A 5,786-nucleotide genomic window follows, 5' to 3' on the forward strand; every position below is an offset into this window, starting at 1 on the left:
CCCTCCACCGAGAAGCGCATCGGGTTGAGCAGCATCACCCACGACAGCACCGGCCCCGCGCCCTTCACCGGGAACATCGCGCCGGACAGCACCCACATGGGCAGCATCACCAGGCTCATCACCGCGTGGTAGCCCGCGCTGGAGCGCACCCACCACGCCAGCGCCATCCCCATCCCGGTCAGCGCCAGCGCCGACAACACCATCACCGCGGCCAGCAGCGGGTAGTCCACCGCCCCCACGTCCACGCCCGCCAGCGGCGCGAACAGGAGGAACATCGACGCCTGCATCAGCGCGATGGTGGACGACCCCAGCGCCTTGCCCAGCACCACCGCCAGCCGCGACCCCGGCCCCGCCAGCACCGCCTGGAGGAAGCCCTCCTTGCGGTCCTCGATGACGGTGATGGTCGCGAAGATGGCGCTGAAGAGCACCACCATCGTGACGACGCCCGGGAAGAAGAACTGCTGGTAGCCCAGCCCCTGCGCGCCCTCCACCCGGAACGAGCCCGCGAACCCCGAACCGATGACGAACCAGAACAGGATGGGCTGCGCCAGCGCGCCAATCACCCGGCTGGGCTGACGGAAGAAGCGCACCACGTCGCGCGCGAGCAGCACCCGCACCGTGGCCCACTGCAGCGCGAGCGTCCCCGGCTCACGGCGTGAGACAGGCACGGCCGGCGCCTCCACGGACGAAGGAACAGGCACGGGGATGTCGGCGCTCATCGGCGTTTCCTCGGCGCGGGCACGGGCGCGGGCGCATCCGCCCCCAACGCCTTCCCGGTGAGCTGGAGGAACACGTCCGCCAGCGTGGGCCGGCGCAGCGACACGGAGTCAAACCGCCCCGGAGGGAAGGCCTCCACCAGTCGCGGCACCAGCGCATGTCCTTGCGCGGCCTCCACCTGCACGCGCCCCTCCACCACCTTCGCCTCCAACCCCAGCTTCTGCGTCACCTGCGCGGCCAGGGCCTCCGGCTCCGGCCCCTCCAGCGTGAGGATGTCGCCGCCCATGCGCGAGGCCAGCGCCCGGGGCGTGTCACACGCCACCAGCTTCCCGGCATCCAGCACCGCCAGCCGGTCGCACCCTTCCGCTTCATCCGCGCGGTGCGTGGTGAGCAGCACCGTGACGCCCTGCGCGTCGCGCAGCCGCTTGAGGTGCGTCCAGAACGTGCGGAAGGCCGCCTCGTCCAACCCTTGCGTGGGTTCGTCCATCAGCACCACGCGCGGTTGGTGCACCAGCGCCCGCGCCAGCTCCAGCCGCCGGCGCATGCCGCCCGACCAGGTGCCCACCCGCTCGTCGCCCCGGTCCAACAGGCCGATGAGCGACAGCATCGTCTCCACGCGCGCCTTCGCGTCCGCGCCGGAGAGGCCGTACAGCCGAGCCCCCAGCAGCAGGTTCTCCCGGGCCGTCAGCAGGTCGTCCAGGCTGCCCTTCTGGAAGATGACGCCCATCTGGCGGCGCAGCGCGGGGTCGCTCAGGCAGAGCACGCGGCCGGCGAAGTGCACCTGCCCCGCGTCCGGGGCGAGCAGGCCCGCGAGCAACTGGAAGGTGGTGGACTTGCCGGCGCCGTTCGGCCCCAGCAGGCCCAGGATCTCCCCCGGCTGCACGGACAGCGAAAGGCCGTCCACGGCGGTGCGCCCACCGAAGCGACGCGTGAGCCCCTCGATGCGCAGCAGCGGCGAGGGCGGGGTGGCAACCGAGGTGTCGGGCATGAAGGGCGTCCTCGCGCGACACAACCGCCGCGCGGGCCCGCTAGCCGTGCGGGACGCGGTCCAGCGTCATCGCGGCGAACAGGCCGGTGAGATACACGAGCGAGAACAAGAACGTCTGGCGCGCCCAGGGCTTCCCCAGGTGCTTGAAGAAGCCCCACGCTCCCATCCCGAGGAAGCTCAGGCCCAGCACCACCGCCGCCGCCAGGTACCACGTGCCGGCGATGTGCAGTTGGAAGGGCAGGAGCGTCATCGGCACCAGCGCCACCAGGTAGAGCACCACCTGCGCGCGGCTGGACTCGTCGCCCCGCTCGATGGGCACCGACTTGAGGCCCGCCGCCGCGTACTCCTCCTTGCGGAACAGCGCGATGGCGATGAAGTGCGGCATCTGCCAGAGGAACATGATGGCGAACAGCGCGAAGCCGCCCGCGTCCACCGTGCCCGTCACCGCCGTCCAGCCCATCAGCGGAGGCAGCGCGCCCGGGACGGCGCCCACCAACATCGCCGCGGACGTGCGGGCCTTGAGCGGCGTGTAGGCCAGCACGTAGCTCAGCAGCGCGATGAGCCCCAGCACGCCGGTGAGCAGGTTCGCGCCCAGCACCAGCGCCGGCAGCGACACCACCGCCAGCGACAGGCCGAACCACAGCGCCGTGGAGGGATCCATGCGCCCGGCGGGCAGCGGCCGGTTGCGCGTGCGCGCCATGAACTGGTCGCTGTGGCGCTCCATGTAGCAGTTGAACGCGTTCGCCGCGCCCACCGTGCCCGCCGTCGCCAGCAGCGTCACCAGGGCCCGCACGGGGCCCAGGGGGCCCGGCGCCAGGAACATGCCGCCCGCGGCCGTGATGAGCACCAGGGAGGACAGGCTCGGCTTGGTGAGGGAGATCAGGTCGGACGCGGTGGACGACTGGGGCAGGGCACGCGCGCTCACGCAGACTCCAACAGGTGGCCCCGGACCGAGTGTTCGCTTCCGGCCGAGGGGACGTGGGTGGCCCCTCCCATACCGTCACCCGGCAGGGGTGGCAAGGCGGAGCCTCCCCACCACATCAGCCTGCCTTGTCGCCCCCCTTCAAAAACGAAGCGCCGCGAACCCCTTTGGGGATTCGCGGCGCGGGGGACAGCGGGCGCTACCGGGGGCGGCTTACATGCCCAGTCAATTGCCCGCGAGCCGCTGCGCGTCGGTGAGGTACTCGCCCTTGGGCTCGCGCTTCACGTACTCCTGCGCCAGCGTGCGGACCTTGGCCGTCTGCTTGGGGTCCTTGGCGAGCAGCGCGGCGTAGAAGTAGTACACCGGCGAGTAGCCCTCGTCGGAGGTGAGCGCGCGCTGGAAGGACTCGTCGGCCTTGGCCGCGTTGCCCTGGCCCTGGTAGACGCGGCCCAGCTCGGTGAGGGCCATGGCGACACGGTCCGGCTGACCGAAGAACTCCTGGCTGGCCTTCTCCAACTGCTCCTTGGCCTTGTCCCACTCCGAGCGCTCCCGGTAGATGCCGCCCATGGCGAGGCGGGCCTCGGGGTTCTTCGCCTTCGGGTCCTTCACCGCGCGCTGGTACTGCGCGAGCGCGTCATCCAGCTTGTTCTGGCGGCGGTAGGCGTTGCCCAGCATCACCACCAGCTTGGGGCTGTCGCCCATCGTCTTGAGCGCGGTCGTCAGCGCCTCGGAGGCTTCCTTCTCGCCGCCCGGCTTGCCCATGAGGGCCTTGGCCAGCTCGACGTGGAACTGGGCGCGGCTGGCGTCCACCTTGATGGCCTTGCGGATCTCCTCCGCGGCCGCGTCGAAGTTGCCCTCGGCCAGCAGGCGCCGGCCCTTGATGAGGTTCAGCTCCGGGTTCTGCTTGTCGAGCGCGAAGCCGGTCTCCTCCGCCTTGAGGACCTCCGCCTTCGCCTTGGCGGCATCCACCGGCACGCCCGTCGCCTCCGCCAGCTTCTGCTGCACGTCCGGCTTGAGGGTGGGCATGGCCAGCGACACGCGGGCGATGAGCAGCGAGCGCGCGAGCTGCGCGGCGGCCAGCTGACGCGGGCTGGGAGGCGGATCCACCTCCAGCAGCTTCTTGATCATCTGGTTGACCAGCCCGTAGTTGGGCTCGTCCTGCTCCAGCATCAAGAGCGACCGGCCCAGCAGCGACTCCGGGTGGTCCTTCTCGTAGCGCAGCGCGAAGTCGTAGTTCTTCCAGGCGGTGTTGTCCTGGCCCAGCCGGCGGTACACCGCGCCCAGGCCCGCGTAGACGCGCGGATCATCCGGAGCCAGCGTCTGCGCGCGCTCCAGGCTGTCGCGCGAGCGCTCCAGGTCTCCGGCGTTCATCTGGATGAGGCCCAGCGTGAGGTACAGGAGCGAGGAGGCCTTGTTCTTGTCGTTGAGGTCCTTGACCTGCGCATCCAGCTCGGTGAGGGCTTCCTTGCCCTTGCCGCTGTAGGTCTTCACCAGGGCCTGCGCCGCGATGAGGTGGCTGGAGAGCTCCTGGGTCTTCTGCGCCGCCGCCAGGTGCTCCTCCGCCTGCCGACGGGCGTCGTCGCCGCCGCCGTGCTCACCCCAGCGGATGGCGTACGCGTACGCGAGGTAGCCGTGGGCCGCGGTGGAATCCGGATCCACCTCCAGCGCCAGGTCCGCCGCCTCGCACGCCTTCTTGTAGCTGACGAACGAGTCGTGCTTGAGCTGCTCGGTGGCGACGTCCAGGTTCTTCTTCAGCTCCCGGCCGCGCTTCTTCGCCTGCGCCGAGTACCAGCCGTAGCCACCCGCGAACAACGGGATGAGCAGCAGCAGCACCAGCGACAGCATCTTGCTGCGGTTGCCACCGGCGGCGGGCTTGCGGCGCGACGAAGGCTCGTCCTCGTCGTCCTCCACCTCTTCCACCACGATCTGCGGGCGGCGCTGGGAGGGCGGACGCGTGCCGGCCTCCGCCGGACGGGAGGCGCCGGACGGGCCGGTGCGGGCCTGCGCGGGCGCGCTGACGCGGCCCACGGGCGTGCTGGAAACGGGCGGGCTCGCCACCGGAAGGGTCGCGGCGGCGGGCGCCTCCACGGCGGCGGGCGGCGGCGTGGCCACGGGCGCGAGCACCGGCGTGGGCGCGACCGGGCGCGGAATCTCCACCTTGTACTGCTGGAGGAGCGTGACGGTCTCCGGGTCACCGGGATCCGCCTGGTAGGCCTTGAGCAGGTTGGCGCGGCCGGTCTCCGACTCGCCACCCTTGATCTGAAGCACGCCCGCCATGCGCAGGGCGGCCTTGTCCTCGGGCTGGACCTGGAGGGCCCCCTGGACTTCTTCCAGGGCCTTCTTGTCCTTGTTCTGCGCCGCGTAGACACGGGCCAGGAGGAGGCGTGGATCGGCCGCTGTCGGATGGGCCTTCACGCCCTTCTTGCAGACGACCATGGCCTCCATGAAGCGCCCCAGGTCGAGGTACGCCTCCGCCAGGGGCTTGTACGCATCCGACGAGGGATCGGAAGCGAACGAATGCTCAAGCTTCGCGAGCTCGGTGGGGCTCAACGTCTTTGAAGGGGAGGTGGACATGAACCAGATGGAAGCCCGGAGGACCGGGAAGGATGCGGTACTGAAGAGCGGTTTTTATGGCATCCGCTGCGCGGCACGTCAATCGCAGGGTTGCTGGTGAAAACGAGCTGCTTGACAGCAAGGTCAGGCTTCGGTACTAGCCCCATCACCTCGCCGGTCCCAACACCGCCGGGGCGCAGGGCAGGCAGTCGTGGTCCGTTTTGGGGGCGTAGCTCAGTTGGGAGAGCGTCGCGTTCGCAATGCGAAGGTCGTCGGTTCGATCCCGTCCGCCTCCACCATGAAGAAAACAAAGGGCCTCACGGGAAACCGTGAGGCCCTTTGCATTTCAGGCACTTCCGGTCGTTGCCGAATTGCAAAGGCTTCGGGCTTTGTTATCCGGGGCCGATGACCGACCCGTCCGCCTCCCTGTCGTTCTTCGCCCGCTTCTGGCTCGCCTGGCTGTGCTTCTGGCGCTGCCTCGTGTCCCGCGAGTTCGCGCAGGCCGTGTTGCCGACCAGCCGCGCCTACGATGCCGGTCAGCTCAAGGAGCTTCCGGCCGGAGACGTGGCCCCCCCGCCGCCCGTGAAGGTGCCCGCCGTCCAGGCC

Annotated in this window: 4 protein-coding genes, 1 tRNA gene and 1 pseudogene; 2 read left to right on the forward strand and 4 right to left on the reverse strand. The window is 70.3% G+C overall.

Annotation, left to right across the window (positions count from 1 at the left end):
• The 4 genes from D7X74_RS38870 to D7X74_RS38885 form a co-directional block, all read right to left on the reverse strand.
• Positions 1–719 (reverse strand): ABC transporter permease (locus D7X74_RS38870; protein ID WP_120538000.1); only part of this gene is annotated, 719 nt, incomplete at its 3' end.
• The gene (locus tag D7X74_RS38875) at positions 716–1,705 is read right to left on the reverse strand and encodes an ABC transporter ATP-binding protein (RefSeq protein WP_120538001.1); all 990 of its coding nucleotides are present in this window, start codon (positions 1,703–1,705) and stop codon (positions 716–718) included. The genes D7X74_RS38870 and D7X74_RS38875, both read right to left, overlap by 4 nt.
• A 40-nt stretch (positions 1,706–1,745) precedes the next feature.
• The gene (gene cyoE, locus D7X74_RS38880; RefSeq protein WP_120538002.1) at positions 1,746–2,630 is read right to left on the reverse strand and encodes a heme o synthase; all 885 of its coding nucleotides are present in this window, start codon (positions 2,628–2,630) and stop codon (positions 1,746–1,748) included.
• Positions 2,631–2,852: 222 nt separating this feature from the next.
• Complete coding sequence (locus D7X74_RS38885; RefSeq protein WP_120538003.1) at positions 2,853–5,201, reverse strand: tetratricopeptide repeat protein; 2,349 nt, start codon at positions 5,199–5,201, stop codon at positions 2,853–2,855.
• Between the two features lie 202 nt (positions 5,202–5,403).
• On the opposite strand from D7X74_RS38885, the gene D7X74_RS38890 reads away from it, so the two are divergent.
• Both D7X74_RS38890 and D7X74_RS38895 read left to right on the forward strand, forming a co-directional pair.
• A tRNA-Ala gene (locus D7X74_RS38890) sits at positions 5,404–5,479 on the forward strand.
• 106 nt (positions 5,480–5,585) lie between these two features.
• Positions 5,586–5,786: pseudogene (locus tag D7X74_RS38895) on the forward strand (DUF2760 domain-containing protein); the annotation flags it as partial.

The organism is Corallococcus sp. CA047B, assembly GCF_003612065.1.
GTDB classification, from domain to species: domain Bacteria; phylum Myxococcota; class Myxococcia; order Myxococcales; family Myxococcaceae; genus Corallococcus; species Corallococcus praedator.